Consider the following 25,691-nt stretch of genomic DNA (forward strand, 5'->3'; position numbering starts at 1 on the left):
TGGTTCTTATATGTGGCAAAGCGGCATGGTTTCAAGGCTTGCTTGATGCCGCACTCTGATTATTTTGCTTGCGCGGTCGTTACAATGGCTGGACGCAGCAGGCGGTCCGCAATCATATAGCCCTTTTGCAGGACTGACACGATGGTATTGGCTTCCTGGTCCGCCGGCACCACGGCAACGGCCTGGTGTTTCATCGGATCGAGCTTCTCACCCTGCACTGGCAATACTTCCACCAGGCGGTTGCGCTCGAACGCGGCGTTCAGTTGCTTCAAGGTCATCTCGACGCCTTCTTTCAGCGATTCGATGGTCGGTGCTTCCACCGTCAGCGCCGTTTCCAGGCTGTCTTTGACGGGCACCATGGCTTCGGCAAAGCTCTCGACTGCGAATTTGTGCGCTTTAGCAACATCTTCCTGCGCGCGGCGGCGGATATTTTCGCCATCAGCCTTGGCGCGCATGAAGGCATCGTGCATCTCTGCAAGACGCGCTTCGGTACTCGCCAGCTGCTCTTCCAAAGTAGGCTCTGCGGGAGTCGATGGGGCAGTCGCCGCGGCGTCCGCTTGCGGATTAGGTACAGCTTGGTTTTCCTGATCTTGCATCTGAAAAGCTCCTACAATCAATGACTTAAATGAGTTAGTCTAACTATCTTTACAACACTAACGGGCAGATGGGGCTATATCCTATTGTTTCAAGGGGTATGCATGGCAAAACCAGAATTACATCGATCCATGTTACAGCGTATTACAAACGCTATCCATTTTGGCCAGCGATCCGTGCGCGCATCCCTTGATTTTCCTGGCTTCCCACGGCAAAGCGGGCATTCTACCAGCCCCGCCACGACCATCGCCACTGGCGGTGTTGCTATTTGGAAAACCCCTTGGCCGCGCCAGACATGACAAAGCCGCGCAAGCGCGGCTTCAAGATGGCAAAAATTCAATGATGTCAGTTCGTCGCGCCCAGGGCCAAGGCCGCCGCGCGCGCCTGTTCGCCCGCTTTCTTGTCCGCCTCGCGCTGCGCCGCCGTCTTCATCGTCGGCCAGCCAATCATGTGCTGTTCCGCAATTTCCGCCAGGCCCGCGATCCACGCTGGCGTTTCGTTCAAACAAGCGATGTAGTGAAACTGCTGGCCGCCGGCCGTCTCGAAATCATGCTTGGCTTCCATGGCGATCTCTTCCAGGGTTTCCAGGCAATCGCTGGTAAAGCCGGGACACAGCAGGTCGACGCGCTTGACGCCCTGCTGCGCCAGCGCCACCAGGGTGGGCGCCGTGTACGGTTGCAGCCATTCGGCCTTGCCAAAGCGCGACTGGAAGGTCACCACATATTGCTCTTTAGTTAATTTCAACTTTTCCGCCAGCAGGCGCGCCGTTTTCAGGCATTGGCAGTGATACGGGTCACCCAGCAGCAAGGTCCGCTTGGGCACGCCATGAAAGCTCATCACCAGTTTTTCCGGACGGCCATGCGCTTCCCAATGGTTCAGCACCGAGTCGCGCAAGGCGTCGATATACGTGTCGTGCTCGTGGTATTGCTTAATAAAACGCAATTCCGGCACATTGCGCACGGTGGCGTAATGGGCAAACACGGCGTCGTAGATGGAACCGGTCGTCGTGCCAGAATATTGCGGATAGGCAGGCAGGATGGCGATGCGCTCGCAGCCTTCGCTTTTCAGCTTGGCCAGCACGTCGGGCAAGGAAGGCGAACCGTAGCGCATGGCCATGGCCACCGTGACGCCGTCGTGGCCACGCTCGGCCAGCGCGCCGGCCAGCAGCTTGGCCTGCTTTTGCGTATGCACTTTCAGCGGCGAGCCTTCGCGCGTCCAGATCGACGCGTATTTCTTGGCCGACTGGCCGGAGCGGAACGGCAAGATGATCAGGTTCAAAATGAACCACCAGACGAGGCGGGGAATTTCCACTACGCGCGGGTCCGACAAAAATTGCTTCAGGTAACGCCGCACGGCCGACGACGTCGGCGCATCGGGCGTGCCCAGGTTGACCAGCACCACGGCGCTGCGGTCGATACTGCCATGCGTGTACGGAGGTTCTGTTTGAAATGACATGAAGGCTCTTCGAAGGCGTTGGATGGATTAGCCAGTTATTATAGTTGCATTGAGTTAATAGCGAAGTGCTGGGGTCAGACCCTCAATGCCGCTAACGTCAAGCTCAGCGCTAACGCATCCGGGGGTCTGACCCCGGATTTAAGCCTGCGTCTAAATTGCCAGCAGTTCACGTGCATGCTTGCGCGTGGTGGCCGTGATTTCCAGGCCGCCCAGCATGCGCGCCACTTCTTCCACCCGGGCCTTGGCGTCGAGCATGTCGATGCGCGAGGCCGTCTTGCCATTGTCCAGGGTACTTTTTGCCACTTGGAAATGTTGATTGGCCTGGCTGGCCACTTGCGGCAAGTGGGTCACGCACAGCACTTGCCGTCCCTGCCCCAGGCGTTTCAGCAAGCGCCCCACGACTTCCGCGACGGCGCCGCCGATGCCGCTGTCGACTTCGTCGAAGATCAGGGTCGGCGTGGTGGTGGCGTGCGAGGTGATGACGGAAATGGCCAGCGCGATGCGCGCCAGCTCACCGCCGGACGCCACTTTCGCCAGGGAGCGTGGCGCCGTGCCCGCATGGCCGGCGACGAGGAATTCCACCTGTTCCAGGCCGTGGGCGGCCGGTTCGCACGGGTGCAGGGCGATTTCAAAGCTGCCGCCCGTCATGCTCAGTTCCTGCATGGCGCGTGTGACGGCTTGCCCCAGCTCCAGGGCGGCGGCGCGGCGCGTGTCTGATAACCGTTCGGCCACGGCGCGGTATTCGGCCTCGATCTTCGCTTCCTGGCGCAGCAAGCCTTCGATGTCGGAAGCATCGGCCAGGTGCTGCAGCTTTTCCGACAGCTTGGCGTGTTCTTCCGGCAATTCTTCGGGCGTGACGCGGAATTTGCGGGCCGTGCTGTGCATGGCTTCCATGCGTGCGTCGAGCTGGTGCAGGCGCTCCGGGTCCAGTTCCACCCGGTCCAGGTAATTGTTCAGCGCGTACACGGATTCCTGCAGCTGAATGCGCGACGATTCGATCAGGTCGATGATCGGTTGCAATTCCGCATCGACGGAGACCAGCTTGCCCAGCTTCTGGTTCAGGGCCGACAGTTGCGACACGATCGGATGGTCTTCCTGCTCGGAAATGATCGCCAGCGCTTCCTGCGCCCCTTCCAGCAGGCTGGCCGCGTGCGACAGGCGGCTGTGCTCGTTCGTGATGTCCGTCCACTCGCCGGGCTTGGCGGCCAGTTTTTCCAGTTCACCCACTTGCCATTCCAGGCGTTCGCGCTCGTACAGCACGTTGGCGGCATTCGTTTCGAATTCTTCTCTCTGGCGCACGAGGGCGCGCCAGCGCTTGTGCAGGGCCGCCACTTGCCGCGCATCCTGTTCCGCGCCCGCTTCGCGCGCCGTCGCCTGGCCGTCGAGCAAGGCGCGCTGCGCTTCGCTTTTCAGCAAGGACTGGTGCGCGTGCTGGCCGTGGATGTCGACCAGCATGTCACCGAGTTCGCGCAGCTGCGCGGCCGTGGCGGGAATGCCGTTGATGTACGCCTTCGAGCGGCCCGCGTTGTCGATCACGCGGCGCAGCAGGGCGCCGCCCTCGTCGTTGGCGAATTCGTTGGCCACCAGCCACGCTTGCGCCACGTCACTGACGGAAAAATCGGCCGTGATGTCGGCCTTGGCCGCACCTTCGCGCACCACGCTGGCGTCGCCGCGCCCGCCCAGCGCCAGGGTCAGCGCATCGATGAGGATGGACTTGCCGGCGCCCGTCTCGCCCGTCAGCACGCTGAAGCCGGCGGAAAATTCCAGTTCAATGGTATCGACAATGACAAAATCGCGAATGGACAGTGTATGGAGCATGGCTTCAGTGGTTGGGCGGCGCACCGCGGGTTGAAGTGGAGAAAAATGTTAGCTGAGCTTGCCCTCGCCCGACGGGTACTCATTCCAGTGCAACTTTTCACGCAGGGTGTTGTAGTAACTCCACCCTTCCGGATGCAGGAAGGTAATCGTGTGCGGCGAACGGCGGATGAGGATGCGGTCTTGCTGCACCAGGCTGGCAAAGGTCTGCATGTCGAAATTGACGCTGATATCGCGCCCGCGCACGATTTCCACGACGATCTGGCTGGAATCTGGCAAGACGATGGGGCGGTTCGACAGCGCGTGCGGGGCGATCGGCACGAGCACGATGCCGCCCAGAGTCGGGTGCAGCAGCGGGCCGCCGGCCGACAGCGAATACGCGGTCGAGCCCGTCGGCGTGGAAATGATCAAGCCATCGGAACGCTGGTTGTACATGAAGTGGCCATCGACCTCGACGCGCAATTCGGCCATGCCGGCGCCAGCGCCGCGCGAGACGACGACATCGTTGACGGCCATGCCCACGTGAATCGATACACCGTCGCGCAGCACGCTGCCTTCGAGCAAGGTGCGGCGTTCGGCCTTGAAGCGGCCGCCGAGAATTTGCGCCAGCACGGGCAGCATGCGCTCGAGCGGAATATCCGTCATGAAACCCAGGCGTCCTTGATTGATACCGATCAAGGGGACGTCGAATGGCGCCAACTGGCGCGCAATGCCCAGCATGGTGCCGTCGCCGCCCATGACGATGGCGCAATCGGCGGCGGCGCCGATCTCGGCCGGCGACATGGCGCGCACGCCGGGAAACGCCAGGTTCAGGTGCGCGGCCGTCTCCGCCTCGAAGACCACCGTGTGGCCCAGCACTTGCAGGAAATCGACGATGCTTTTTACGGGCTCGGCAATGCCATCCGTATTCTGGCGCACGACCAGGGCGATGGTCTTGGCGCCCAGGTTGAAGCGCTCGCCCGGGGCTGGCAATGTCGCTGCTGGCTGTTCGGCGCGCTGTTCGGCGTGTGTATCGACGGGCATAAGAGTCTCGGTAATGAATTCGGTGGCAAACCGCCCCAGGCTGTCGCGTCGCACGCCGGCATCGCATGATACTGTATATATGCACAGTATAGTGCGGCTGCCGTGTGCCCGCAAGGGGCGTTCTTGGTGTTGCACGCAGTGTAGCGCAGAAAAAGAATCGTCCATGCGTGCGCCAGCGCTCCCTGCATGAGCAAAACCGCTTGCGTGCGGCCCATGGCGGCGGGACACTGGTTTTACTTTTCTGTCAGGAGGCCATATGGTTACCCAGCATAGCGAACGCAAGATCAATACCGACGAAAAGGTCAAGAATGACGGCGTCGATCGTCTGCCGCATGAGCGAGATGAATCGCCCGATGCGCAAAACGTGCGTCCGCGCAAGATCATGCAACAGGCGGCCAGCGACCTGGAACAGGGCCTGGTCGATACGGACCGGCGCGCCCAGCCCGGCGTGGAAAAGGTCAAACCGGCTGCACCGCAGCAAGCGCGTCCCGATCCGCAGCTGGAACCAAAGAAAGCGCGCTGAATCGAACTGTCAGACACCGCTACTTTTTCCGGAGTACGCCATGCACCGTTACGTCTATTCATTCCTGCTGGCCGCTGCCTGCGGCGCCACCACCGCCCACGCCCGGGCACCACCCGCCATGCCCGCGGGATTTGGTCCGCAGCCCGCCCTGCCCGCACCGGACAAGCAATTCATTCCCACCGTCAACGTGGCACCCGTGCAGCGCTGGTCGGCAGATCAACGTCCCGTGGTCGCCGCCGGCCTGGCCATCCACGCGTATGCGCGCGACCTCGACCATCCGCGCTGGCTGTACGTGCTGCCGAATGGCGACGTGCTCGTGGCGGAAACGAATGCCCCGCCGAAGCCCGACGATAACAAGGGCATCAAGGGCGCCATCATGCAGATGCAAATGAAAAAGGCGGGCGCCGCCACGCCCAGCGCCAACCGTATCACTTTGCTGCGCGGCATCGATAGCAAGGGCATGGCGCAAACGCGCAGCGTGTTCCTGCAAGGCTTGCACTCGCCATTTGGCATGGCCCTGGTGGGTAACGATCTGTACGTCGCGAATGCCGATGCGCTGCTGCGCTTTCCCTACAAGGAAGGCCAGACGGCCATCACGGCGCCTGGCGTCAAGGTGATCGATTTGCCGGGCGGCCCCATCAATCACCACTGGACCAAGAACGTCGTCGCGAGCGCCGACGGCAAGTTTTTATATGTTTCCGTCGGCTCGAACAGCAATGTGGGCGAGAACGGCATGGCGGCCGAAGATGGCCGCGCCGCCATCTGGCAAGTCACGCGCGCGACGGGCAAGGCACGCGTGTATGCGACGGGTTTGCGCAACCCTGTCGGCCTGGCCTGGCAACCCAAGACGGGCGCCCTCTGGACGGCCGTCAATGAACGCGACGAGCTGGGCAACGACCTGGTGCCCGACTACATGACGTCAGTCAAGGACGGCGCCTTCTATGGCTGGCCCTACAGTTATTTCGGCCAGCACGTCGATGCGCGGGTCCAGCCGCCGCGCCCCGAACTGGTGGCCACCGCCATCGCGCCGGACTACGCGCTCGGTGCGCACACGGCCTCGCTGGGCCTGGCGTTTTATGACGGCGTCTTGTTGCCCGAACGCTACCGGGGCGGCGCCTTCGTCGGCCAGCACGGCTCATGGAACCGCAAGCCCTTCAGCGGCTATAAAGTCATTTATGTTCCCTTCGCCAATGGCTTGCCCAGCGGGCCGCCACAGGACGTCGTCAGCGGCTTCCTGGACGGGAACGGCAAGGCGCAGGGCCGCCCCGTCGGCGTGGCCGTCGACAAGGCGGGCGCGCTGCTGGTGGCGGACGACGTGGGCAATGTCATCTGGCGCGTGACGCCGGCGCCGTGAGTGACTAAGCCCTGCACGTGCTCCCCTGCATGCGCCCCCTGTGTGGCGCAACGAACGGAAGGGCAAAGGAGGCTCGCGCATGATGGATGCTCGAACCACGCAAGGAGTACATCATGAAAAAAACAGGATCAGCCGTCTGGAGTGGCGGCCTTAAGGATGGCAAAGGGTTTATTTCCACCCAAAGCGGTGCGCTCGACAATATAGCCTATGGTTTTAATACGCGCTTCGAAGACGGTCCCGGCAGCAATCCGGAAGAACTGATCGGCGCGGCCCATGCGGCCTGCTTCACCATGGCCCTGTCCGGCCAGCTGGGCGAGGCGGGCCTGCGCGCCACGGCCCTGAAAACCACGGCCGACGTCAGCCTGGAAAAAATCGATGGCAGCTATGCCATCACGGCCGTCCACCTGACCCTGGTGGCCACCATTCCCGGCGCCACCGACGAAGCGTTCCAGGACGCTGCCCTGCGCGCCAAGCTCGGCTGCCCAGTATCGAAGTTGCTGGCGACGGAAATCACCCTGGACGCCCATCTGGAGTAACGCCGGCATGCCGTCCGCTGCTGTTCCATCACCGGGCGGCAGGGGCGGTCTCGGCAAGAAAGCCGTAAAACGCATAAAATCCTGCCATTCCCCTACACCCTCAAGGATTTACGATGCGTATTTTGCACACCATGTTACGGGTCGGCGACCTGCAGCGCTCCATCGATTTTTACACCAAGGTCCTGGGCATGACGCTGCTGCGCACCAGCGACAATCCGGAATACCAGTACACGCTGGCCTTCGTCGGCTATGGTTCGAACCCCGACCACGCGGAACTGGAACTGACGTATAACTATGGCACCACCAGCTACGAGCTGGGCACGGCGTACGGCCACATCGCCATCTCGGCCGACGACATCGTCGCCGCGTGCGACGCGGCACGCGCGAATGGCGGCAACGTCACGCGCGAACCGGGTCCCGTGAAAGGCGGCAACACGGTCATCGCCTTCATCACCGATCCCGACGGCTACAAGATCGAATTGATCGAACGCAAGTTCGACGGCCAGGGCGGCGGCTTGTAATAACTCAGCCTGGCTCGACGGCCTGGGCAATGGCCGCGCGCAGCCAGGCAATGCCCGCATCGCCATCCGTACGGCGGTGCCGTATCGTTTCAAACGCAAACGGCGCGATGGCAAACGGCGCAGCATACAGCGCCAGCCCTTGCGCCACATTCCCCTGCAAGGCCCGCTGCGCCACCGTCAGGATCAAGTCCGTCCCCCGCACGACATCCGGTGCGACCGTCCAGTAAGGCACACGCACGGCGATGCGGCGCGCCTTGCCCAGCTGGGCCAGGGCCGCGTCGACTTCGGCCGCCATGCCGCCTTCGCTGGACGCCACCAGCACATGCGGGCGCGCCAGATACGTGTCCAGATTCCATGTTGCGCCATCCGCCAGGCTGGCCGGATCGAGTGCGCACACGAACGTTTCCTCGAATAAGGTTTCACGGTGTAACTGCTCGGGCAATTGCGGGAACACGCCCAGCGCCAGGTCGATTTCGCCATCCTGCACGCCAGCGATCACGGCCGGTCGGCTGGCATAGCTGATGGCCAGGTCGATGCCGGGCGCTTCCACGCGCAGGCGCCGCAACAAACGGGGCAAGATCAGCGCCGCGCCGTAATCCGACATGGCCAGGCGAAACACGCGCTGCGCCGTGGCCGCCTCGAAGACGGCGCCACCGAGCACGGAGCGCACGCTTTGCAGGGCTTCGGCCAGCGGCCGCGCCAGCTCCAGGGCGCGCGCCGTTGGCTGGAAGCCGCCCTTGCCGCGCAGCAGCAGCGGGTCGCCGAGCAAGTGGCGCAAGCGGGCCAGCGCATGGCTGACGGCAGGCTGGCTCATGTGCAAACGCTCGGCCGCGCGCGACAAATGGCGCTCGCTGAACAGCGCGTCCAGGATCACCAGCAAGTTCAAATCGACGGCGCGCAGATTATTCATTTGGTGCATAGTTAGATGACAAACTACGAATTGGATTTAATCATGACAGCATAATACGATGATCCCATCAACTCAACTGTGGGAGTGTCACATGCATGGATGGATTACCGTATTTGCCCCGCTGGCCATGCTGGCCGGCGCCGTCGTCCCCTTCCAGGCGGGCGCGAACGCCGCACTGGGCCGCAACCTGGGCCACCCGTTGTGGGCCACCCTCGCTTCGCTTGCCGTCAGCGCCGTGCTCGCCTCGCTCGTGATGCTCGTCTGGCGGGTACCGGCGCCCGATGTCGGTCTCGCCATGCGGGGACCGGGCTGGTCCTGGCTGGGCGGCGCGGCCGGCGTGTTTTACATTACGGCCGCGCTGATGCTGGCGCCACGCATGGGCTCCGGTCCCTTCATGGCGGCCGTCATCGGCGGGCAAATGCTGGCCGCGCTGGCCATCGACCGCTACGGCTTGCTGGGCTTTGCCGTCAAACATATTTCTCCGCTGCACTGGGCCGGCGCGGGGCTGGTGGTGGCCGGTGTAGTGCTGACCCAATTCGCCAACAGCCGCGCCGTGTAACACCACTTCAAGACGAAAAAAACCAGCACCGTTGCCGGGGCTGGTTTTCATTCAGAGCAAGATTGCGCTTACTTGTCGAGCAAGGCGTTGACGGGCATCAAGTCCGTTTCCTTCAGGGTACCGGCCGCCGCCTTCAGGCGCAAGCCGTTCATGATGGTGTCGTAGCGGGCTTTCGACAGGTCTTTTTGCGTCGAGAACAATTGTTTCTGCGCATTCAAAACGTCGATATTGATGCGCACGCCCACTTGATAGCCGAGCTGGTTCGACTCCAGCGCCGACTTGCTCGACACTTCCGCCGCTTCCAGCGCCTTGACTTGCGCCAGGCCGCTATTGACGCCGAGGAAAGCCTGGCGCGCGCCTTGCGAGGCCGTGCGGCGTGCCGTTTCCAGGTCGTTGCGGGCCTTGTTTTCCAGCGCGATCGATTCACGCACCTTGCTGGTGACGGCAAAGCCGCTGAAGATCGGGATGCTCCACTGCACGCCGATGGCGTTGTTGTTGTTGCCGTTGCCATTGCCGCCACCCGAGGAATAGGTATGGCCCGTGTTGGCGATCAGGTCCAGGGTCGGGTAGTGGCCGGCGCGGTTGCGGCCGATGTCGCGCTTGGCCGATTCCACGTTGAACTGGGCCGTGACGACGCCGTAGTTCTGCTCTTCGGCGGACGATACCCACGGCTCGACGGCAGCCGGTTCCGGCGCGCTGATGACGACGCCCGTGCGCATCGGCGCCAGCGACGTTGGCGCTTCGCCGATGATGGTTTGCAAGGCGCTGCGCTTGTTGGCCAGGTCATTGATGGCGGCAAATTCCTGCGCCACCACCAGGTCGTACGCCGCTTGCGCTTCGTGCGTGTCGGTAATCGTTTGCGTGCCCACTTCGAAGTTGCGCTTGGCCGATGCCAGCTGCTCCGTCGTGGCGACCTTTTGCGCCTGCGTGGCGCCCAAGTTGTCCTGCGCGCTCAGCACGTCGAAATACGCCTGCGCCACGCGGGTGATCAGGTCTTGCTGCACTTGCGCAAATTGCGCTTCCGCAATCGCTTGCGCCAGCTTGCTTTGCTGATAGGTTTCCCAACGGTCCCAGCGGAACAGCGGTTGCGCCAGGGTCAGGTTGTAGCTATTCGTGCGCACGTTGACGGATGGCGAAGTGATCTTGTTGCCGCCATTGTTCTGGACGATTTGCTCCTGATTGCCGCGCGTATTGCTGCCCGAGGCGGAGATTTGCGGCAGCAAGCCTGCCAGCCCCTGCGGAACCCGCTCCATCCCGGCCGACAGGGCCGCGCGCGCGCTCGCATACTGCGCGTCATTGGCCAGCGCCTGCTGGTACACCTGGATGAGATCGGCCGCCTGCGCTTGCAGCGAGCATGTCATCGAGACAAAGGCGCTGGTCATCAGCACGGCGATAAGGGGTTTCCGCATTGCATTTCTCCGTTGGAGTCGTCAAAAGTTGATGGAATCAAAAATCTGCTACCGCTTGCCTTGCGCCCGCCGGATCAGCGGGGTACAGGCCTCCGCAGGCATGCGGGAAAACATGCCTGGGTGCATCTACTGCAAAATAACTTAGTATGTAGGCATCGCGCTGTCGACTTGCAGCGCCCAGGCATGCACGCCGCCCGTCAAATTACTGATCTTGCCAAAACCATTGCGCTCCAGGAAGGCCGCCACTTGCATGCTGCGCATGCCGTGATGGCAGATGCAAACGATCTCGGCGTCTTCATCGAGGTCATCGATGCGCGCAGGAATCGAATTCATCTGCATCAGGGTGGCCCCGTCGAGGTGGCACAGGTCGAACTCCCACTGTTCCCGCACATCCAGCAACAGCGGACGCGGGCGGGAAGGGTCAGCCAGCCAGGCGGCCAGCTGCGGTGCACTCAAATGCTCCATCGAATCGGTCGCCTCAGAACTGGAAATGCGACGGTGCCACGGCTTGCAGCGGCGTGACATTGGTTTCAAACAGCTTGCGCGTGTCGTAAGCCTTGTCCGAGCTGCGCGTAATCAGGTGCGCCGACATGATCGGCGCTTCGCCGATGATGGCCAGGATGCGGCCGCCGACTTTCACCTGTTGCAACAGTGCTTCCGGCAACACGGCCAGGGCGCCGGACACGACGATCACGTCGTACGGTGCGCCCTTGTTCCAGCCTTGCGCGCCATCGCCCAGTTCCACGGTGACGTTCGTCACGCCGTTGGCGGCCAGAGTCTGCTCGGCCAGGGTTTTCAATTGGGGAACGATTTCCACGCTCGTCACATGACGCGCCTTGTGCGCCAGCAAAGCGGCCATGTAGCCGCTGCCGGTGCCGATTTCCAGCACATTTTCATGCTTTTTGACGGCTACGTCTTGCAAAATGCGCGCTTCCAGCTTCGGCGTCAACATGCATTCGCCGCCGCCCAGTGGAATTTCGGTATCGACGAAGGCCAGGTTTTTATAGGCGGCCGGCACGAAATCTTCACGCTTGACCACGTTCAACAGCTCCAATACGTCGATATCCAGTACGTCCCATGGACGGATCTGCTGTTCGATCATATTGAAGCGGGCTTGTTCGATATTCATCTTTGGACTCGGTAAGTGAAGTAATAATCCGCCATTTTATCGTTGAACTGGCTGAAAGCACATGTTAACCATAAAGACGGGGAATGGAGGAAATTTGCGACGATCTGCAGATTTGAGGGGGCGAACCTTGGATAGGGGCAACTGAACGGTAGAGGCAAGCGCCGCATGTCAACTTTGCCCGGGCGCCTCCACCTGCAGGCTGCGCAAGCTCATGTCGATAAAGGCATCCATATAGGCGACGGGATCGATGTTCTTGACCTCGCACGGCAGGAAGGAGTGCGTCCACATCATCAGCATGGTGACGGGCGCGCTGAGGATGGTGCTGACCAGCACGGGATCGACCTGGCGGAATTCGCCGCGCTGCATGCCCCGTTCGAGCAGGGTGGCGATCAGCGCATTGCCGCGCGCGACCACCTCTTCGTTGTAAAACTGCGCCAGTTCCGGGAAATTGTTCGCTTCAGCCAGCATCAGCTTGGTCAAACCGGCGAGCTTGGTGGCGCCAAACTCTTCCCACCATTGCATCATCATGCTGCGCAATAACTCGGCGCTGCTGCTGTCCGAGGCGGCCATGCTGTTTTCCGCCTCGCCGATGGAATGCACGATATTGTCGCGCACCACGGCCTTGAACAGCTCTTGCTTGTTCTCAAAGTACAGGTACAGGGTGCCTTTCGACACACCGGCCCGTTTGGCCACATCCTCCAGGCGCGTCGATGCGAAGCCCCGTTCGACAAACAGGTCGAGGGCGGCGGCGAGCAATTCCTGCGGGCGGGCATCCTTGCGCCGCTCCCAGCGGGGCTTGGTATCAATCGGGGCTTGCATGTATCTTTCCAAGTAACTTACTTTTGAGTCATTAATGGTAGACCGGTCTACCGTCAAGGTCAAGCGCGGGGCATCGCCCGGCATCCCGAACACAGGCATTGTACCCTCCGTGCCGGCGTTGGCGGCACGGCCCTCTGGCGCCGGACCTGCGGCGCCGGGTGAAGCAGAATGCGTTTCAGCCCCCATTTTGCGCAGTTCATCGCATTTCCCTGCAAGCCAAGGTATCGCCTTGCTATCTTCTCATCGACAGCACGGCAGCCGCGGCGCGGCAGCCGGCTTTTTTCTTGTCCTGAACTAAAACAATCATAAAGGAAACACCATGCGTACCTTGCTGGCCCTGTGCTGTGCCGTTGCCCTTGGCGGTTGCGCCATCGTCATCAACCCCAACGATGGCGAAGTGCGCTATGCCGACTCAAGCGGCAATGCCGTCCAGGGCAGCGGGCAAGTGAGCCGCGACGTGCGCCAGGTCAGCAACATCAGCGCGCTCGACATCGACAACATGAAGCGCATCGACATCAAGATCGACGTGCGCGTCGGCCCGACGGCATCGCTGGTGATCGAAGCGGACAGCAATCTGCAACCGCTGATCCACAGCGACGTGAGCGGCAATACCCTGCGCCTCTGGAGCGATACGAACATTCGCAGCAGCAATGGCATCCACGTCATCTATACGACGCCGCAATTGAAGAAAATCAATATCTCCGGCTCGGGCCGCCTGGTGGTGAGCGGCCTCAATGGCGATGATTTCAGCCTGGAGCAGCGCGGTTCGATGAAGAGCGAACTGTCGGGCACGGTGGGCCGCTTCGGCGTGACCAACGGTGGCTCGGGCAGCATCAACGCGGCGGCCCTTGCCAGCGGCAATACGGACGCGGCGCAAAACGGCTCGGGCAGCATCCAGCTGGGCAGCGTGCGTGGCGAGCGCATCAACGTGGCCGTCAACGGCTCGGGCAGCATCAGCGCCAGCGGCGCCGTGCAGCGCCTCGACGCCAACGTGAATGGCTCGGGTGATGTCAACCTGGCGGCCCTGCGCAGCGACGTTGCCTATCTGGCGAGCAACGGTTCCGGCGACATCGACGTCACCGTCCAGAGTGAAGTCAACGCCCGCGCCAGCGGTTCCGGTCGCATCACCGTGCATGGCGATCCGGCCCGCCGCACGTTGTCGGGCAAGCGCGTCAGCATCGTGCGCTAAACACACCCTGGCGACGCATGGGAGCTGGCTTGCTATACTGTCAGCTCCTCACCCGTTCGCCTGAAATCCCATGTCACCATCCGCCACCCTGGCATGCCGTCCCTCGTGCGGCGCCTGCTGCACCGCACCGTCCATCACCAGCCCGATCCCCGGCATGCCGGATGGAAAACCTGCGGGCGTGCGCTGCGTGCAGCTGGCCGATGACAACCATTGCAAAATCTTTGGCCAGCCGCAGCGGCCCGCGTTTTGCGGCGGCTTGCAGCCATCGGCAGAGATGTGCGGCGACAGCCGCGAACACGCAGTGCACTGGCTGGCCGAGCTGGAACGGCTGACGGCGCCCTGAGCGGCGCGACGAACGGCGTCCCTGCCTGCCCCGTGCTCAGCGCGCGTCCTCCGCTTCCTCGGCGTCGCGCTGGCGCTTGTATTCCAGCAATGTGGCAATCCCGAAATAGATTAACAGCAGGAACACGGAATCGCGTGCATCGCTCCAGCCCAGCGTGCCATTGCGCAAGTAATGCAGCGCGTTCAACACGATCATCATGCCCAGGATCAACCATCCACTGCGGCGCAGGGCGCGGCCCGGCAAGCTTGCCTTGAAAGAAGTAACTGAAAACATGGCTTCCCTTATTTAATTCCATTTTTTACAACACTAACAGAGTTTATATTTTTTCGGCCATATTTGACGGAAGCGTAGCGTACGCTTGACTCCATCTGCACGTTTGCGTATATTTATACACATTCCTGCACGTTTCAAACATATACCAATGTCCGCCACCCTGCTCCTTAAACAACGCCACGCGCTGATCCAGCAACAATTGCATGCCGACGGCCGCGTGCTGGCGCTCGATCTGGCGCGCCAGCTCGACGTTTCCGAAGATACGATACGGCGCGACCTGCGCGAGATGGCGGCGGCCGGCCTGTGCCAGCGCGTGTACGGCGGCGCCCTGCCGCTGGCGCCGGACGGTGGCACCTTGACGCAGCGCAAGCAGGAAGCGCCGGAACGCAAGGCTCGCCTGGCGCAGGCCGCCGTGTCACTCGTGCGCGCGGGCCAGGTGCTGTTTTTTGATGCGGGTTCGACCAACCTGGCCATCGCCAGCGCCTTGCCAGAGTTGGCGCTCACTGTCATCACCAACGCGCCAGCCATTGCCATGGCGCTCATGGAACGCCCGGAAATCGAGCTGATCATGGCTGGCGGCCGGGTCGACCGCCGCGCCGGCGCCAGCCTCGGGCCGCAAGCCTTGCGCACGGTCGAGCGCATGCATCCCGACCTGTGCTTCCTCGGCGCTTGCGGCGCCGATGCGGACGCGGGCGTGACGGCCTTCAATTACGACGAGGCCGAGTTCAAGCGCAGCATCGCCGGCGCCAGCAAGGCGGTGGTGGTGGCCGTCACCAGCGACAAGCTGGGCACGGCCGCACCGTTCGGCGTGCTGGCCACGGGCTTGCTGCAGCACCTGGTGCTGGAAGCCGATGCCGACGCCGCCCACATGGCCGCCTTTGAACGGCTGGGCGTGCAAGTGTTGCGCGCCCGCGCCTGATTTTATCCACCTCCACCCCGACCTTGAAAAGTTCCCCCATGCATCTCACCGGCACCCTGCAACAACGCGCCACGCGCCTGGTCTTCTTCGCCGCCGGCCTCGGCATGGCCGCCTGGGCCCCGCTGGTTCCCTACGCCAAGTCGCGCCTGGGCCTCGATGAAGCCACTCTTGGCATTTTGCTGCTGTGCCTGGGCGCCGGCTCGCTGTGCGCGATGCCGTTTACGGGCATGCTCACGGCACGCTTCGGCTGCCGCAAGGTCATCGCCGGCGCCGGCCTGCTGCTGACCGCTATCCTGCCCGGCCTGGCGCTGGCCGCCACGCCGCTGCAACTGGGCCTGGTGCTGCTGGTGTTCGGCGCGGCCATGGGCACCTTCGACGTGGCCATCAATATCCAGGCCGTGATCATCGAAAAAGCCAACGGCGGCGCCATGATGTCGGGCTTTCATGCCCTGTTCAGCGTGGGCGGCTTCGCCGGCGCGGCCTGCATGGCCCTGCTGCTGTGGCTGGGCCTGACGCCGGCCTGGTCCTGCGTGGTGGTGATGCTGCTGCTGTGCGGCGTGCTGGGCGCGGCGCAAGGCCATCTGCTGCCGACGGCGTCCGCCTCCGGCGAAAAGACGCCGCTGTTCGTCATGCCGCATGGCGCCGTCATTTTCATCGGCCTGCTGTGCTTTATCGTCTTCCTGGCCGAAGGCGCCATCCTCGACTGGAGCGCCCTGTTCCTCACCACCACGCGCGGCGTCGAAGAAGCCAAGGGCGGTCTCGGCTACGCCGCCTTCGCCATCGCCATGACGGTCGGTCGATTTACGGGCGACAAGGTAGTCAGCCGCTTTGGCGGCAAGCGGGTGCTTACTTTTGGCGGCCTGTGCGCAGCGGCAGGCTTCTTCCTGGCCGTCATGGCGCCGCACGCCAGCCTGGCCATGCTCGGCTTCGTGCTGATCGGCCTGGGCGCGGCGAACATCGTGCCCATCCTGTTTACGGCGGCGGGCAATCAGCATGCCATGCCAGCCAGCCTGGCCGTGGCAGCCATCACCACCATCGGCTACGCGGGCATCCTGGCCGGCCCGGCCGTGATCGGCTTCATCGCCCACGCCACCAGCCTGAATATCGCTTTCGCCATGCTGGGCGCCGCCCTGCTGCTGGTGGCGGCCAGCGCGCGCCTGGTGGCGCCGGCAAAACAGGCTTCCTGAAGCCTCCCCCCGCCTGGCGGACGGCGCTAAAAAAGCGCCGCCCAACTGCGCCCAAATAAGGTCCGCGGGCCTGCGGCATGGTAAGCTTCGACCCCGCGCACATTGCGGGCGCCGCACACTCACCCCATCCTGCCACTTATACCCGTTTATACCTATGGATCTCATTCTTGCGTTAAAAGCCATCATCATGGGGCTGGTCGAAGGTTTTACCGAATTCTTGCCGATTTCGTCCACGGGTCACCTGATCCTGGCCGGTAGCCTGCTCGACTTTACCAAGGATGTCTCGAAAGAGGTCATGGATGTCTTCGAGATCGCCATCCAGGCCGGTGCCATCCTGGCCGTGTGCTGGGAATACCGCCAGCGCATCGGCAGCGTGCTGACCACCTTCGGCAGCGAAGCCAAATCGCGCAAGTTCGTGCTGAACGTGGCCATCGCCTTCCTGCCCCTGGCCATCATCGGCCTGGCCATCGGCAAGATGATCAAGCATGCGCTGTTCAAGCCAGTGCCGGTGGCCATGGCCTTCATCATTGGCGGCATCGTGATCTTGCTGGTGGAGCGCCGCGCGCGCACCAATCCCGTCACCGTGCGCGTCAACTCGGTCGATGAAATGACGCCGTTCGACGCCCTGAAAGTGGGCTGCGCGCAGGCGTTCGCGCTGATCCCCGGCACCAGCCGCTCCGGCTCGACCATCATCGGCGGCATGCTGCTGGGCCTGTCGCGCAAGACGGCCACCGAATTCTCGTTCTTCCTGGCCATCCCGACCCTGCTGGCGGCCACCTTCTACTCGCTGTACAAAGCGCGCGACATCCTGTCGGCCACCGACGTGCCCCTGTTTGGCCTGGGCACCGTGTCCGCCTTCATCTCCGCCTTCCTGTGCGTGCGCTGGCTGCTGCGCTATATCAGTTCGCACGACTTCACGTTTTTTGCCTGGTACCGCATTGTGTTCGGCTTGCTGGTGTTGGCCAGCGCCCACTACGGCTGGGTTGTTTGGGCAGAATAAGGCACTATGAATCAAGATCTTAACCAGCGCGCGCTGCACCTGCTGCAAACCGTTTTCGGCTACCCGGCCTTCCGCGGCCAGCAAGCCGACATCGTCGACCACGTCAGCCATGGCGGCGACGCGCTGGTACTGATGCCCACCGGCGGCGGCAAGTCGCTGTGCTATCAGATTCCCGCGCTGCTGCGCGACGGTGTTGGCGTCGTCGTCTCGCCGCTGATCGCGCTGATGCAGGACCAGGTGGACGCTTTGGCCGAAGTCGGCGTGCGCGCCGCCTTCCTCAATTCCACGCAAACCTATGAAGAAGCGAGCCGCATCGAACGCCTGGTGCGCACGGGCGGCATCGACGTCGTCTACGTGGCGCCCGAGCGCCTGATGACGCAGCGCTGCCTGGACCTGTTCCAGGCCTCGAAGATCTCCCTGTTCGCCATCGACGAGGCGCACTGCGTGGCCCAGTGGGGTCACGACTTCCGTCCCGAATACATCAAGCTGTCGGTGCTGCACGAGCAGTTCCCGGACGTGCCGCGCATCGCGCTCACGGCCACGGCCGACCCGCAGACGCGTGCCGAAATCGCCCTGCGTTTGCAGCTGGAAGACGCGCGCCAGTTCGTCTCGTCCTTCGACCGCCCGAACATCCGCTACCAGATCGTGGAAAAGGCGAATGGCCGCAAGCAGCTGCTCGACTTCATCAACACGGAACACACGGGCGACTGCGGCATCGTCTACTGCCTGTCGCGCAAAAAGGTCGAAGAGACGGCGGAATTTCTGAACCAGAGCGGCATCCGCGCCCTGCCGTATCACGCCGGCATGGAGTACGCCAAGCGCAGCGCCAACCAGGCGCGCTTCCTGCGCGAAGAAAACATCGTCATGGTCGCCACCATCGCCTTCGGCATGGGCATCGACAAGCCCGACGTGCGCTTCGTCGCGCATCTGGATCTGCCGAAAAGTATCGAGGGCTATTACCAGGAAACGGGGCGCGCTGGCCGCGACGGCATGGCCGCCAACGCCTGGATGGCGTACGGTTTGCAGGACGTGGTGCTGCAGCGGCGCATGATCGACGAGTCCGAGGCCGACGACACCTTCAAGCGCGTGCTGGGCGTGAAACTCGACGCCATGCTGGGCCTGTGCGAAACGCTCAGCTGCCGCCGCATGCGCCTCCTCGAATACTTCGGCGAACCGGCTTCGCCGTGCGGCAATTGCGATACCTGTTTAGTGCCGCCCGTGTCCTTCGACGGCACCGTGCCCGTGCAAAAACTGCTGTCGGCCATCTACCGCGTCGACCAGCGCTTCGCCGGCGGCCACGTGATCGACGTGCTGCGCGGCGTGGAATCGGAACGCATCAAGACCTGGCACCACGATTCCTTGTCGGTGTTCGGCATCGGCTCGGACCTGGGCGAAGCCGAATGGAAGTCGATTTTGCGCCAGGCCATCGCGCTGGGCCTCGTCTCGGTCGACCATGAACAATACAGCTCGCTGAAACTGACGGACGCTTCGCGCCCCGTGCTCAAGGGCGGCCAGAAAGTGCAGCTGCGCCAGTACCAGAAACCGGTGAAAACCAGCAAGCGCAGCACCAGCGTGGCGAAGGGCTATGTCGAGACGGATCTGTCCACCAGCGAGCAGGCGATCTTCGACAAGCTGCGCTGGTGGCGCGTGGAGACGGCGCGCACGCACAACGTGCCGGCGTACGTGATTTTTGTCGATGCCACCCTGCGCGAAATCGCCAAGGCCAAGCCTACTTCGCTCGAGCAGATGCGCGGCGTGAGCGGCGTGGGCGAGAAAAAACTGGCCTCGTACGGCGACGAAATCGTCGCCATGATTCTGGAGATGATTTGATGGAAGATTTGATGGAAGCGCTCTCGCCGGACCTGATTTACCAGGCCGTGAAAATCCTCGGCGGCCAGCCCGACGCCGAAGACGCGGTGGAAGCGCAAGTACGTTTACTGGTGCAGGACGACCTCACCGTGCGCCGCCTGGCCGACGTGGTGCCGGAAGCCTTCGGCCTGGTGCTGGCGTCGCACCTTCCCGGCGCCGAAAACATGACCTTGCCCGACACTTTCTGCGCGCAGGACGAGGACGGCGAATGGGTGGAGTTTCCCCTGCGCCGCGAACCGATCTTTGTCGTCGCCGCCGATATCGCCCAGCATACCTTCCACAACGGCCCGCGCGCGCTGATACAAAACCTGGCCGACCGCAGCTCCCTGCTGGCGGCCATCAACAAGGCGCTGAACGCGGGTGGCTCGCTCGATGGCACGACCCTGGGTCCGCCGTCCTTCTTTGGCCTGCCCGCCGCCCTGTACCAGCCGGCGGCATCGGCCGATACGCCCTGAGCACTGCACCTTGCCTTTGCCCTTGATAAGAGAACGCTGCCGCGATGGAAACCAAATGGCTGGAAGACTTCATTTCACTCGCTGAAACGCATAACTTCAGCCGTTCCGCGGCCCTGCGCCACGTTACCCAGCCAGCCTTCTCGCGGCGCATCCAGTCGCTGGAAAACTGGCTCGGCATCGACTTGGTCGACCGCACCTCCTACCCCACGCGCTTGACGCCGGCCGGCGCCGTGTTCTACGAACAGGCGCTGGAAATGCTGGGACAAATCAATGGCGTGCGCGCCCTGTTGCGCGGCAAACGGGCGGCCACGCAAACGAGCGTCGATTTCGCCGTGCCGCATACCCTGTCGCTGACCTTCATGCCGAAGTGGCTGACGGCGCTGGAAGAGGGTTTTGCGCCGATCAACAGCCGTTTGATGGCGCTGAACGTGCACGACGCCGTGCTGCAGCTGGTCGACGGCGGCTGCGATTTGCTGCTGTGCTACCACCATCCGCGCCAGCCGGTGCAGCTGGACCCGGGCCGCTACGACATGCTGGTGATGGGCCGCGAAACCCTGCGCGCGTATGCGCGCTGCGGCCAGGACAAGGTGCCGGACTTCGTCCTGCCCGGCAGCGCCAAGGAGCCGCTGCCCTTCCTTTCCTACACCAGCAATGCCTACCTGGGACGCATGGTGGAACTGCTGCTGGCCGACGCCAAGGCGCCCCTGTTCCTGGAAACCTGCTACGAAACGGACATGGCCGAAGGCCTCAAAATGATGGCGCTGGAGGGACGCGGCATCGCCTTTCTGCCCGAATCGGCCGTCATGCGCGACGTCAAATACAAGCATCTGGCACGCGCCGACGGCGGCGCGCCAGGCTGGGAAATCGAGCTGGAAATCCGTTTATATCGCGAGCGCCCATCGAGCCTGCGCCCTGGCAAGCAGATCGTCGAAAGCCTGTGGCAGTACCTGGTGCAGGCGCAGGAAGGCAAAGCGCGCATGGGCAAGCGCCGCAAGCGCGCAGCCGAGGCTGCCCGATCCTGACTGGCAATCCTGGTAATATAACTATGCAATAAATGCATAACCGGATGCGCACAAAGCATTGGCCCGGGCATGAGGCTATCGCCTACGATGCGGTTCCGCTGCGCGCAGCTGCATCTCGGCTGTGCCTCTAACGTATTCGTATTGTCCAGGAGCTTATCAAGCATGACCAGCAAGCACGCACTTCCTTCCTACCTCAATCCTGAAGACCTGGGCCCATGGGGCGTCTACCTCGAGCAGATCGACCGCGTTACGCCGTACCTGGGCAACCTGTCGCGCTGGGTGGAAACGCTGAAGCGTCCAAAGCGCATCCTGACGGTCGACGTGCCTATCGAGCGCGATGACGGCACCATTGCCCACTACGAAGGCTACCGCGTGCAGCACAATCTGTCGCGCGGCCCGGGCAAAGGCGGCGTGCGCTTCCACCAGGACGTGACCCTGTCGGAAGTGATGGCCCTGTCGGCCTGGATGACGGTCAAGAATGCAGCGGTCAACGTGCCATACGGCGGCGCCAAGGGCGGTATCCGTGTCGATCCGAAGACCCTGTCGCGCAACGAACTGCAACGTCTGACCCGCCGCTATACGAGCGAGATCAGCATGATCATCGGACCGAACAAGGATATCCCGGCGCCGGACGTCAACACGAATGAACAAGTCATGGCGTGGATGATGGACAGCTACGCCATGATCGGCGGCAATATGTCGACCGGCGTGGTGACGGGTAAACCAATCTCGCTGGGCGGCAGCCTGGGCCGCCGCGATGCGACGGGCCGCGGCGTCTTCGTCGTCGGTTGCGATGCGGCCGCCAAGGTCGGCATGTCGCTCGAAGGCGCGAAAGTCATCGTGCAAGGTTTCGGCAACGTGGGCGGCGTCGCTGCCCGCATGTTCGCTGAAGCCGGCTCGAAAGTGGTCGCGGTACAAGACCACAAGACCACCGTCGTGCATGCCGGCGGCCTGAACATCCCGCAATTGCTGGCACACGTGGCCGAAGTGGGCAGCGTCGAAGGCTTCCCGGGCGCCGAGGCATTCGTGCCACGCGAAGATTTCTGGGGCATCGATTGCGACATCCTGATCCCGGCCGCGCTGGAACAGCAGATCACGGCTGAACGCGCACAAGTCATCCGCGCCAAGATCATCCTGGAAGGCGCCAACGGCCCGACCCTGCCGGCAGCGGACGACATCCTGACCGACCGCGGCGTGCTGATCGTGCCGGACGTGCTGGCCAACGCCGGCGGCGTGACCGTCAGCTACTTCGAGTGGGCGCAGAACTTCTCGAGCTTCTTCTGGACGGAAGAAGAAATCAACAGCCGCCTGACCCGCATCATGCGCGAAGCGTTCGACTCGGTATGGCAAGTGTCGCAGGAGAAGAAAGTGTCGATGCGTACCGCGACCTTCATCCTGGCATGCACGCGTGTTCTCCAGGCTCGCGAAGTGCGCGGCTTGTATCCATAATCGCAGGCAGTTGTACTTTGCCTGAAAAAATCCCGCTGCACAGCGATGTGCAGCGGGATTTTTTATGGGTGAAGCATGTTGAATTTGCAAAATCACACCCGTAAAACGGGTGGACTCTTTCAATGAATCCAGCCAACTTCAGGCATACTATTGACACCAATATAAACAGGAACATTCATGAGCCGTATTTTAATCTCCGGAAGGACTGGACAGGTAGGCTATGAACTCGAACGTAGCTTGCAAGGCTTGGGCGAGGTCATCGCATTGGACCGTAGTCAAATGGATTTAAGTGATCTCCAGCAAGTGCGTGACGTGATTCGTAGCGTAAAGCCTACCCTGATCATCAATCCTGCCGCCTACACCGCGGTCGACCAGGCAGAGCGCGAACCGGAACTTGCGCTGCGCATCAATGGCGAGGCACCGGGCGTTATCGCAGAAGAAGCAAAGAAACTTGGTGCTGTACTCATACATTACAGCACCGATTACGTGTTTGACGGTAAAAAAGATGAGCCGTACACAGAAACAGATCCAACCTGCCCATTGAATGTTTACGGCAGCAGCAAGCTGGCGGGAGAGCAAGCCATTCAAGCTACCGGCGTTGCGCACCTCATTTTGCGCACCAGTTGGGTCTACAGCACACATGGGAAAAACTTCCTGCTGACCATGCGCCGCCTGGCGGCAGAACGCGATTCACTGAACGTTGTATCGGACCAGTATGGCGCGCCGACCTGGAGCCGTACCATCGCCGATACCACCGCGCATATCGTGGCGCAAAGCCTCACGGCAGAAGATTCTAAAGCCTGGTGGGAGGAAAAATCCGGCCTGTACCATTTGACGGCCCAGGGAAAAACCTCGTGGTTCGGTTTTGCGGAAGCGATCATGGCGCATCCGTCGGTCATCAAGAAACCGCAACTGACAGCAATACCAGCGCGCGACTATCCGGTACCGGCACAGCGCCCCACCAATTCGCTACTGTCCTCGCAGCGATTGCTGAATACCTTCTGCGGCTTGCCGCACTGGCAAGACGCATTGGCGCTTTGCCAAAGCTGAGGGATCCAAGCTTGAACCATAGCAATGGCATCGACCTATGCCATGAATAACCAGGATTGTGCAGCGCGCCGCCATTCATGGCAGTAGCGTTAGCACATTCTTAAGCTAAATAACCTTGCGGGTTCTGGTGCTGCCAGCGCCAGTGGTCACGGCACATGTCGTCGATGTTTTTCTGTGCTTGCCAGCCCAGCAATTGCTTCGCCTTGTCGGCCGAGGCGTAGCAGCTGGCGATGTCGCCGGGGCGGCGCGGCACGATGTCGTACGGCACCTTGCGGCCGCTGGCCGCTTCGAAGGCGCGCACGGTGTCGAGCACGCTGTAACCGTGGCCCGTACCCAGGTTGACGGTAAAGCCGCCCTCGGTGGAGAACAGGCGGTTCAGCGCGGCCACATGACCCAGCGCCAGGTCGACCACGTGAATGTAGTCGCGCACGCCCGTGCCATCCGGCGTAGCGTAGTCGTTGCCGAACACGGCCAGGCGCTCGCGACGGCCCACGGCCACCTGGGCGATGAAGGGCATCAGGTTGTTCGGGATGCCGGCCGGATCTTCACCGATCAAGCCGCTGGCATGCGCGCCGACGGGATTAAAGTAGCGCAGCACGCCGACTTGCCATTGAGCATCAGCATGCACGAGATCCCCCAGGATCTGCTCGACCATCAGCTTCGAGCGGCCATACGGGTTGGTCACGGACAGGCGCGACGATTCCAGGATCGGCAAGGCGTCCGGATCGCCATACACGGTGGCCGACGAGCTGAAGACAAAACGCTTCACGTTCGCTGCCGCCAGCACTTCCAGCAGGGCCACGGTGCCCGACACATTGTTATCCATATACATCAGCGGCTGCGCCACGGATTCGCCCACCGCCTTCAAGCCGGCGAAATGGATCACGGCATCGATGGCGTGCTCGCGCAGGATGGCGGCCATGGCCGCGCGGTCGCGCACGTCCGCTTCATAGAAGGGCACGCTTTTACCGGCAATGCGCTCCACGCGCGCCATCGCTTCGCGCGCGCTGTTGCACAGATTATCCACCGCAACGACATCAAAGCCGGCAGCCAGCAATTCCACACACGTATGCGAACCGATGAAACCGGATGCGCCCGTCACGAGTATTTTCTTGGACATAATATCAACCAATGCAAAAAAGATAAGACTACCGTAATTCGCCCGCCTTGCCTAGCCAGCGCACGCTAGCGCGCGCATTAAAAAAGCCTGCAGCGTCGCCGCGGCAGGCTTGTTCTCGTGCAAACGGCACAGGTGGGCAAACCGCCAGGTTATTTCTTGATGAACACCAGATCCCACACGCCATGGCCCAGCTTCAAGCCACGGTTTTCAAATTTGGTCAGCGGACGATACGCCGGTTGCGGCGCGTAGCCCTCAGCGCTATTGCGCAGTTGCGGCTCGGCGCCCAGCACGTCCAGCATTTGCACCGCGTAATCTTCCCAGTCGGTGGCGCAATGCAGATAGCCGCCCGGCGCCAGGCGCTCGGTCAACTGCTTGACGAACGGCGACTGTATCAGGCGGCGCTTATTATGGCGCGCCTTGTGCCATGGATCAGGGAAAAAAACGTGGATGCCGGCCAGCGAATTGGCAGGAATCATGTGCGTGAGCACTTCCACCGCATCGTGCTGCAGCAGGCGCAGATTCGTCAGCGACTCTTCGCCGATCAGCTTCAACAGACTGCCGACACCGGGCGTATGCACTTCAACGCCAATAAAATCCTTCTCCGGCATGGCTTTGGCGATATGCGCCGTCGTCGCGCCCATGCCAAAACCGATTTCCAGGATCACGGGCGCCTTGCGGCCGAACACCTGCTCGAAATCCACCGGTTCCTTGGCGAAAGGCAACAGGAACTGCGGCCCCAGAGTCTCGAGCGCGCGCGCCTGCGCCACGGAAAGCCGTCCCGCGCGGGTCACGAAACTGCGGATGCGGTGTTCGGTCGGATCGTACATCATCGGCCGCGCCGGGCCGTTTGCTGGGGTATCAGAAGACATGGGAATGGAGAAATAAGTGGCTGCGCCGCATCCAGCCAGGCGCCAGCGAAAAATGGAGCGGGTGAAGGGAATCGAACCCTCGTCGTAAGCTTGGGAAGCTTCTGCTCTACCATTGAGCTACACCCGCGAAGCCTGCATTTTACGCGGGATGGCAAGGACTTGGCAAACTTGTGCGGCGCTTTCGAATTCATCAGGAATTCTCACGACAATGAACAAAAAGCCAATCCGGCCGCATCGGCTCGTCAGCGCTTTTGTTGATGAAGAACAACATCGTGGGCTGCCAGACACCGTGAATAACT

Annotated in this window: 27 protein-coding genes and 1 tRNA gene; 15 read left to right on the top strand and 13 right to left on the bottom strand. The window is 62.2% G+C overall.

Annotated elements, in window-relative coordinates:
• Positions 1 to 59 precede the first annotated feature (59 nt).
• The 4 genes from grpE to HWE17_RS18245 form a co-directional block, all read right to left on the bottom strand.
• Positions 60 to 596, bottom strand: coding sequence for a nucleotide exchange factor GrpE (gene grpE, locus HWE17_RS18230; protein WP_034745977.1), 537 nt, complete (start codon positions 594 to 596; stop codon positions 60 to 62).
• A gap of 343 nt (positions 597 to 939) precedes the next feature.
• Positions 940 to 2,049, bottom strand: a complete 1,110-nt coding sequence (gene hemH / locus HWE17_RS18235; RefSeq protein WP_176389699.1) for a ferrochelatase — start codon at positions 2,047 to 2,049, stop codon at positions 940 to 942.
• 150 nt (positions 2,050 to 2,199) lie between these two features.
• Positions 2,200 to 3,867, bottom strand: coding sequence for a DNA repair protein RecN (recN, locus tag HWE17_RS18240; RefSeq protein WP_176389700.1), 1,668 nt, complete (start codon positions 3,865 to 3,867; stop codon positions 2,200 to 2,202).
• 48 nt (positions 3,868 to 3,915) lie between these two features.
• On the bottom strand, positions 3,916 to 4,887 hold the full coding sequence (locus tag HWE17_RS18245) for an NAD kinase (protein WP_235211748.1): 972 nt from the start codon (positions 4,885 to 4,887) through the stop codon (positions 3,916 to 3,918).
• Between the two features lie 256 nt (positions 4,888 to 5,143).
• On the opposite strand from HWE17_RS18245, the gene HWE17_RS18250 reads away from it, so the two are divergent.
• The 4 genes from HWE17_RS18250 to gloA all read left to right on the top strand — a co-directional run bounded on the left by HWE17_RS18250 (position 5,144) and on the right by gloA (position 7,821).
• A complete protein-coding gene (locus tag HWE17_RS18250) occupies positions 5,144 to 5,410 on the top strand; it encodes a hypothetical protein (RefSeq protein ID WP_035822593.1) in 267 nt (88 codons plus the stop codon).
• A 118-nt stretch (positions 5,411 to 5,528) separates the two neighbouring features.
• Complete coding sequence (locus HWE17_RS18255; protein WP_255206297.1) at positions 5,529 to 6,764, top strand: sorbosone dehydrogenase family protein; 1,236 nt, start codon at positions 5,529 to 5,531, stop codon at positions 6,762 to 6,764.
• A gap of 113 nt (positions 6,765 to 6,877) precedes the next feature.
• Positions 6,878 to 7,300 (top strand): OsmC family protein, encoded by a 423-nt coding sequence (locus HWE17_RS18260; RefSeq protein WP_139090596.1) that lies wholly within the window; start codon positions 6,878 to 6,880, stop codon positions 7,298 to 7,300.
• A 113-nt stretch (positions 7,301 to 7,413) separates the two neighbouring features.
• Positions 7,414 to 7,821 carry a lactoylglutathione lyase gene (gene gloA / locus HWE17_RS18265; RefSeq protein ID WP_071653386.1) on the top strand — a complete coding sequence of 136 codons (408 nt, stop codon included), beginning with the start codon at positions 7,414 to 7,416 and terminating at the stop codon, positions 7,819 to 7,821.
• Positions 7,822 to 7,825: 4 nt separating this feature from the next.
• On the opposite strand, the gene HWE17_RS18270 is transcribed toward gloA, so the two are convergent.
• Entirely contained in the window at positions 7,826 to 8,731 is a 906-nt protein-coding gene (locus HWE17_RS18270; RefSeq protein ID WP_176389702.1) for a LysR substrate-binding domain-containing protein, read from the bottom strand.
• Between the two features lie 91 nt (positions 8,732 to 8,822).
• Between HWE17_RS18270 and HWE17_RS18275 the strand changes: the two genes are divergently transcribed.
• Entirely contained in the window at positions 8,823 to 9,290 is a 468-nt protein-coding gene (locus HWE17_RS18275) for a DMT family transporter (protein WP_099401773.1), read from the top strand.
• A 68-nt stretch (positions 9,291 to 9,358) separates the two neighbouring features.
• Here HWE17_RS18275 and HWE17_RS18280 read toward each other — a convergent pair whose 3' ends face one another.
• The 4 genes from HWE17_RS18280 to HWE17_RS18295 all read right to left on the bottom strand — a co-directional run bounded on the left by HWE17_RS18280 (position 9,359) and on the right by HWE17_RS18295 (position 12,647).
• Entirely contained in the window at positions 9,359 to 10,699 is a 1,341-nt protein-coding gene (locus HWE17_RS18280) for a TolC family outer membrane protein (protein WP_176389703.1), read from the bottom strand.
• 141 nt (positions 10,700 to 10,840) lie between these two features.
• Positions 10,841 to 11,164, bottom strand: coding sequence for a rhodanese-like domain-containing protein (locus HWE17_RS18285; RefSeq protein ID WP_035822603.1), 324 nt, complete (start codon positions 11,162 to 11,164; stop codon positions 10,841 to 10,843).
• Between the two features lie 13 nt (positions 11,165 to 11,177).
• A complete protein-coding gene (locus HWE17_RS18290) occupies positions 11,178 to 11,828 on the bottom strand; it encodes a protein-L-isoaspartate O-methyltransferase (protein ID WP_176389704.1) in 651 nt (216 codons plus the stop codon).
• 168 nt (positions 11,829 to 11,996) lie between these two features.
• Positions 11,997 to 12,647, bottom strand: coding sequence for a TetR/AcrR family transcriptional regulator (locus HWE17_RS18295; RefSeq protein WP_176389705.1), 651 nt, complete (start codon positions 12,645 to 12,647; stop codon positions 11,997 to 11,999).
• 319 nt (positions 12,648 to 12,966) lie between these two features.
• Between HWE17_RS18295 and HWE17_RS18300 the strand changes: the two genes are divergently transcribed.
• On the top strand, positions 12,967 to 13,836 hold the full coding sequence (locus tag HWE17_RS18300; RefSeq protein ID WP_176389706.1) for a head GIN domain-containing protein: 870 nt from the start codon (positions 12,967 to 12,969) through the stop codon (positions 13,834 to 13,836).
• A 70-nt stretch (positions 13,837 to 13,906) separates the two neighbouring features.
• Positions 13,907 to 14,179 (top strand): YkgJ family cysteine cluster protein, encoded by a 273-nt coding sequence (locus tag HWE17_RS18305; RefSeq protein WP_176389707.1) that lies wholly within the window; start codon positions 13,907 to 13,909, stop codon positions 14,177 to 14,179.
• Positions 14,180 to 14,215: 36 nt separating this feature from the next.
• Here HWE17_RS18305 and HWE17_RS18310 read toward each other — a convergent pair whose 3' ends face one another.
• The gene (locus HWE17_RS18310) at positions 14,216 to 14,452 is read right to left on the bottom strand and encodes a hypothetical protein (RefSeq protein WP_152598787.1); all 237 of its coding nucleotides are present in this window, start codon (positions 14,450 to 14,452) and stop codon (positions 14,216 to 14,218) included.
• A 148-nt stretch (positions 14,453 to 14,600) separates the two neighbouring features.
• Here HWE17_RS18310 and HWE17_RS18315 point away from each other — a divergent pair, with 148 nt between their 5' ends.
• The 8 genes from HWE17_RS18315 to rfbD all read left to right on the top strand — a co-directional run bounded on the left by HWE17_RS18315 (position 14,601) and on the right by rfbD (position 23,403).
• Positions 14,601 to 15,371 (top strand): DeoR/GlpR family DNA-binding transcription regulator, encoded by a 771-nt coding sequence (locus HWE17_RS18315; RefSeq protein WP_176389708.1) that lies wholly within the window; start codon positions 14,601 to 14,603, stop codon positions 15,369 to 15,371.
• Between the two features lie 38 nt (positions 15,372 to 15,409).
• On the top strand, positions 15,410 to 16,558 hold the full coding sequence (locus HWE17_RS18320) for an MFS transporter (RefSeq protein WP_176389709.1): 1,149 nt from the start codon (positions 15,410 to 15,412) through the stop codon (positions 16,556 to 16,558).
• Between the two features lie 154 nt (positions 16,559 to 16,712).
• A complete protein-coding gene (locus HWE17_RS18325; RefSeq protein WP_034785863.1) occupies positions 16,713 to 17,558 on the top strand; it encodes an undecaprenyl-diphosphate phosphatase in 846 nt (281 codons plus the stop codon).
• Between the two features lie 6 nt (positions 17,559 to 17,564).
• On the top strand, positions 17,565 to 19,388 hold the full coding sequence (recQ, locus tag HWE17_RS18330; protein WP_035822620.1) for a DNA helicase RecQ: 1,824 nt from the start codon (positions 17,565 to 17,567) through the stop codon (positions 19,386 to 19,388).
• Positions 19,388 to 19,882 carry a hypothetical protein gene (locus HWE17_RS18335; protein ID WP_176389710.1) on the top strand — a complete coding sequence of 165 codons (495 nt, stop codon included), beginning with the start codon at positions 19,388 to 19,390 and terminating at the stop codon, positions 19,880 to 19,882. The genes recQ and HWE17_RS18335 overlap by 1 nt, the downstream gene beginning before the upstream one ends.
• A gap of 44 nt (positions 19,883 to 19,926) precedes the next feature.
• Entirely contained in the window at positions 19,927 to 20,904 is a 978-nt protein-coding gene (locus HWE17_RS18340) for a LysR family transcriptional regulator (protein ID WP_176389711.1), read from the top strand.
• A gap of 162 nt (positions 20,905 to 21,066) precedes the next feature.
• Positions 21,067 to 22,353: a Glu/Leu/Phe/Val dehydrogenase gene (locus HWE17_RS18345; RefSeq protein ID WP_035822630.1), complete on the top strand. Its 1,287-nt coding sequence runs from the start codon at positions 21,067 to 21,069 to the stop codon at positions 22,351 to 22,353.
• A 177-nt stretch (positions 22,354 to 22,530) separates the two neighbouring features.
• Positions 22,531 to 23,403, top strand: a complete 873-nt coding sequence (rfbD, locus tag HWE17_RS18350; protein WP_176389712.1) for a dTDP-4-dehydrorhamnose reductase — start codon at positions 22,531 to 22,533, stop codon at positions 23,401 to 23,403.
• A gap of 100 nt (positions 23,404 to 23,503) precedes the next feature.
• Here the strand turns inward: rfbD and galE are convergent, their stop codons facing one another.
• The 3 genes from galE to HWE17_RS18365 form a co-directional block, all read right to left on the bottom strand.
• A complete protein-coding gene (gene galE, locus HWE17_RS18355) occupies positions 23,504 to 24,523 on the bottom strand; it encodes a UDP-glucose 4-epimerase GalE (protein WP_176389713.1) in 1,020 nt (339 codons plus the stop codon).
• A 149-nt stretch (positions 24,524 to 24,672) separates the two neighbouring features.
• Positions 24,673 to 25,353: a tRNA (guanosine(46)-N7)-methyltransferase TrmB gene (gene trmB / locus HWE17_RS18360; protein WP_176389714.1), complete on the bottom strand. Its 681-nt coding sequence runs from the start codon at positions 25,351 to 25,353 to the stop codon at positions 24,673 to 24,675.
• Positions 25,354 to 25,445: 92 nt separating this feature from the next.
• Positions 25,446 to 25,519, bottom strand: a tRNA-Gly gene (locus HWE17_RS18365).
• Positions 25,520 to 25,691 lie beyond the last annotated feature (172 nt).

It is taken from the genome of Janthinobacterium sp. BJB401, assembly GCF_013372745.1.
Lineage (GTDB): Bacteria > Pseudomonadota > Gammaproteobacteria > Burkholderiales > Burkholderiaceae_D > Janthinobacterium > Janthinobacterium rivuli.

Coding starts and splice junctions, on each gene's coding strand:
- rfbD (WP_176389712.1), top strand. CDS start 22,531: ATGAGCCGTATTTTAATCTCCGGAAGGACTGGACAGGTAGGCTATGAA.
- HWE17_RS18325 (WP_034785863.1), top strand. CDS start 16,713: ATGGATCTCATTCTTGCGTTAAAAGCCATCATCATGGGGCTGGTCGAA.
- grpE (WP_034745977.1), bottom strand. CDS start 596: ATGCAAGATCAGGAAAACCAAGCTGTACCTAATCCGCAAGCGGACGCC.
- HWE17_RS18255 (WP_255206297.1), top strand. CDS start 5,529: ATGCCCGCGGGATTTGGTCCGCAGCCCGCCCTGCCCGCACCGGACAAG.
- recN (WP_176389700.1), bottom strand. CDS start 3,867: ATGCTCCATACACTGTCCATTCGCGATTTTGTCATTGTCGATACCATT.
- trmB (WP_176389714.1), bottom strand. CDS start 25,353: ATGATGTACGATCCGACCGAACACCGCATCCGCAGTTTCGTGACCCGC.
- HWE17_RS18285 (WP_035822603.1), bottom strand. CDS start 11,164: ATGGAGCATTTGAGTGCACCGCAGCTGGCCGCCTGGCTGGCTGACCCT.
- HWE17_RS18310 (WP_152598787.1), bottom strand. CDS start 14,452: ATGTTTTCAGTTACTTCTTTCAAGGCAAGCTTGCCGGGCCGCGCCCTG.
- HWE17_RS18280 (WP_176389703.1), bottom strand. CDS start 10,699: ATGCGGAAACCCCTTATCGCCGTGCTGATGACCAGCGCCTTTGTCTCG.
- HWE17_RS18250 (WP_035822593.1), top strand. CDS start 5,144: ATGGTTACCCAGCATAGCGAACGCAAGATCAATACCGACGAAAAGGTC.
- HWE17_RS18315 (WP_176389708.1), top strand. CDS start 14,601: ATGTCCGCCACCCTGCTCCTTAAACAACGCCACGCGCTGATCCAGCAA.
- HWE17_RS18305 (WP_176389707.1), top strand. CDS start 13,907: ATGTCACCATCCGCCACCCTGGCATGCCGTCCCTCGTGCGGCGCCTGC.
- recQ (WP_035822620.1), top strand. CDS start 17,565: ATGAATCAAGATCTTAACCAGCGCGCGCTGCACCTGCTGCAAACCGTT.
- HWE17_RS18300 (WP_176389706.1), top strand. CDS start 12,967: ATGCGTACCTTGCTGGCCCTGTGCTGTGCCGTTGCCCTTGGCGGTTGC.
- HWE17_RS18245 (WP_235211748.1), bottom strand. CDS start 4,887: ATGCCCGTCGATACACACGCCGAACAGCGCGCCGAACAGCCAGCAGCG.
- HWE17_RS18270 (WP_176389702.1), bottom strand. CDS start 8,731: ATGAATAATCTGCGCGCCGTCGATTTGAACTTGCTGGTGATCCTGGAC.
- galE (WP_176389713.1), bottom strand. CDS start 24,523: ATGTCCAAGAAAATACTCGTGACGGGCGCATCCGGTTTCATCGGTTCG.
- gloA (WP_071653386.1), top strand. CDS start 7,414: ATGCGTATTTTGCACACCATGTTACGGGTCGGCGACCTGCAGCGCTCC.
- HWE17_RS18260 (WP_139090596.1), top strand. CDS start 6,878: ATGAAAAAAACAGGATCAGCCGTCTGGAGTGGCGGCCTTAAGGATGGC.
- HWE17_RS18290 (WP_176389704.1), bottom strand. CDS start 11,828: ATGAATATCGAACAAGCCCGCTTCAATATGATCGAACAGCAGATCCGT.
- HWE17_RS18335 (WP_176389710.1), top strand. CDS start 19,388: ATGGAAGATTTGATGGAAGCGCTCTCGCCGGACCTGATTTACCAGGCC.
- HWE17_RS18345 (WP_035822630.1), top strand. CDS start 21,067: ATGACCAGCAAGCACGCACTTCCTTCCTACCTCAATCCTGAAGACCTG.
- hemH (WP_176389699.1), bottom strand. CDS start 2,049: ATGTCATTTCAAACAGAACCTCCGTACACGCATGGCAGTATCGACCGC.
- HWE17_RS18320 (WP_176389709.1), top strand. CDS start 15,410: ATGCATCTCACCGGCACCCTGCAACAACGCGCCACGCGCCTGGTCTTC.
- HWE17_RS18295 (WP_176389705.1), bottom strand. CDS start 12,647: ATGCAAGCCCCGATTGATACCAAGCCCCGCTGGGAGCGGCGCAAGGAT.
- HWE17_RS18340 (WP_176389711.1), top strand. CDS start 19,927: ATGGAAACCAAATGGCTGGAAGACTTCATTTCACTCGCTGAAACGCAT.
- HWE17_RS18275 (WP_099401773.1), top strand. CDS start 8,823: ATGCATGGATGGATTACCGTATTTGCCCCGCTGGCCATGCTGGCCGGC.